Genomic DNA, 2,451 nt, shown 5'->3' with positions numbered 1-2,451 from the left:
GATCTGATGCCCGTATTTGTCGTTCACAAATTTGAAGTTATCTAAATCAAAGTAGAGAACCCAGGTTTCGGTGTTCGAACTAGGTTTTGACAACGACTGCTGCACGAAGGTTTGAAACTGGTGCCTATTGGCTATTTGGGTCAACTGATCATTTTCTGCCAACAACTTAGTCTGTTGGTACGTGTCATCCAACTCTTGGTACATATCATAAAAGCGTTGGGATAAGCGCCCCAACTCATCATTTGTTCCTAGGCGCTCAATGTTTTTTCTCTGTTTTTTCTCAACCTCTTGAAGCTGCCTATCTAAACGGGTGATCGGGTTTATCACCCAGCGAGATAGCAGGATCAGCAGTAAGGTAACACTGACAAATGCAGATAGGGCAAAGGATAGGCTCAGTTCATTCCAGATAGATTTGAGTTTGTTGTCTAATAAGAATGGTGCAGGATCGAGCGTGGCGTAGAGGCCAGGTGCTAGCTTTATAGATTGTGTTAACTCACGCCCCTGTGTCACTAACGTAGGGGTAAAAAACAAACTAGTTTGATAGTCGAACTCTATCTGTTTTCGTAGTGAATTAAACTTATCAAGAGAGACAGATACAACCACAAAAAACACATTGTTGGGTGGATCGTTTATTGGTGTCGAAACTGTTTTTTTATCAATAACATCATAATGAACTAATACCCCTTCACCTTGGGAATTCTGTATGTAGTCCGTACTCGAAGTTGCTAACGTTTTTTGATATTGATGCTCAATGAACTCTAATATCTTGGGATCCATTTTTGCGAAAGGATCATTGGTATTGTCAGCGTAATATTTAAGAGCTCGATCGCTATCAAGCAACGCGACCCTTGTAAAACTGTCGTTACCATCTTGCAGTAACTTAATCGTTTCGTTTAGGTTATCAGTCAGTTCACGTTGGTGGTCGACATTTTCATCAACCATAAAATAACGCTTAACCAGGTCACTATTGGTGAGGGTGTAGGAGTAATTGTTGAGGAAAGAACGAGACTGTTGAAAATAGCCTGCTAATTTTTCCATGCTTAATTGCAGTGCATTGTCTTCACGTTTGATAAAGCTGTTTTTTTGCGTGGAATAGATGATATAGCTAGAAGCCGCTGTACTGAACAGTATTACGGGGGCAATCACAAGTAATATTTTAGTACTTAGCTTCATGGTTATTCACAACATGGTTTATAAATTTTAGCGCGCAAGTTTATGTTATTTCGAGAGTTCTTGCCATCGATTATATTGTGTTTGAAGAGTTTTGTTTGGGTTTTAAGTTTTTGTATTTAATGATTAAATTATCAGTAATGAGTGTTTAAGTACGGTGGGGGTGATTGAAGTGGATAGGAGTGAGAATCAGTAACACAACCAATTCCTTTTTAAGTATACAGACTTTGCGTATTCCTTAGTTCGAGTTTTATTCCATTAGTTACTTTCTTTTAGCATTTGGCCTGCAGTAGGCCAAATGCTTGTATTAGTGAAAAGCTTATAGCAGTTAAAATGGGGGAACAGATAATAAAAAGTTAAGACAACTTAACTTGAGTAGCCTTAATGTTCTCACTTGGGTAACAACCTAACACTTTTAGGTGACGAGTTATGGCTGTTAGTTCCGTTATCGCTTGCTGCATATTATCTGAATCTAAGTGTGCTTCTAAATCCACATAGAACATCTCTTCCCAAGGGTTACCCATGATAGGACGAGATTCCAGCTTGGTCATGTTAATACCTAAGCGTTGCAGAATCAGCAGTGTTTCAACCAAAGAACCGGCTTCTTGAGAAGTCGACATGATGAGTGTCGTCTTAGCTGGGATCTGAGTCGATACTTCAACAGGCTTACGAGCGACCACGATGAAACGAGTGTGGTTCTCAGTTTGATTTGCAATGTTGCCTTGGATTGGTTGAAGTCCATAAAGCTTGCCGCTCGATGCATTACCAATCGCTGCCACATCATCACCGTCTAGATCTTTTACCTTTTTCATAGCATCAGCTGTGCTTGCACAAGATTCAAGGCTGACATCTTTAAGGCGGCTTAAAAACTCACTGCATTGTTGATGAGGTTGTGGGTGCGAATAGAGCGTTTTAATGTCTTCTAAACGAATATCATTTTTCGCGACAAGGCAGTGTTCAATCGGTTGAGAAAGTTCACCAACGATGTAAAGCGTTGTGTGTTGTAGCAGATCGTAGACTTCGTTAATTGACCCTGAACTGGTATTTTCAATCGGCAGTACACCGTAGTCGGCATGGCCCGATTCTACAGTCGATGCGACTTCTTTGAAGTGATTACAGTTCAGCTCAATCAATTCCATATTCTTGCGGCTGAAGTATTCACGGCTCGCAAGGTGAGAATACGATCCCTTAGAACCTAAGAATGCAACGCGAGCTAGTGGTTTACGGCTTTGTGGATTCGCAAGGTTTTGCAGGTATGACTGTTGCAGCAGAACCGAATCT

General features: G+C 40.7%; 2 protein-coding genes. Both read right to left on the bottom strand.

Annotated features, from left to right (window positions below; all coding sequences use genetic code 11):
• On the bottom strand, positions 1 to 1,173 hold a 1,173-nt coding region (locus AB4496_RS11140), incomplete at its 3' end, for a diguanylate cyclase domain-containing protein (RefSeq protein WP_372130961.1).
• A gap of 353 nt (positions 1,174 to 1,526) precedes the next feature.
• The coding region (gene pheA / locus AB4496_RS11135; protein WP_372130958.1) for a prephenate dehydratase at positions 1,527 to 2,451 on the bottom strand (925 nt) is incomplete at its 5' end.

This window comes from Vibrio sp. 10N.222.46.A1 (genome assembly GCF_041473595.1).
In the GTDB taxonomy this organism is placed as follows: domain Bacteria; phylum Pseudomonadota; class Gammaproteobacteria; order Enterobacterales; family Vibrionaceae; genus Vibrio; species Vibrio tasmaniensis_A.
Note: the sequence above shows the minus strand (reverse complement) of the source record. Positions and strands in the feature narration are given on the sequence as shown.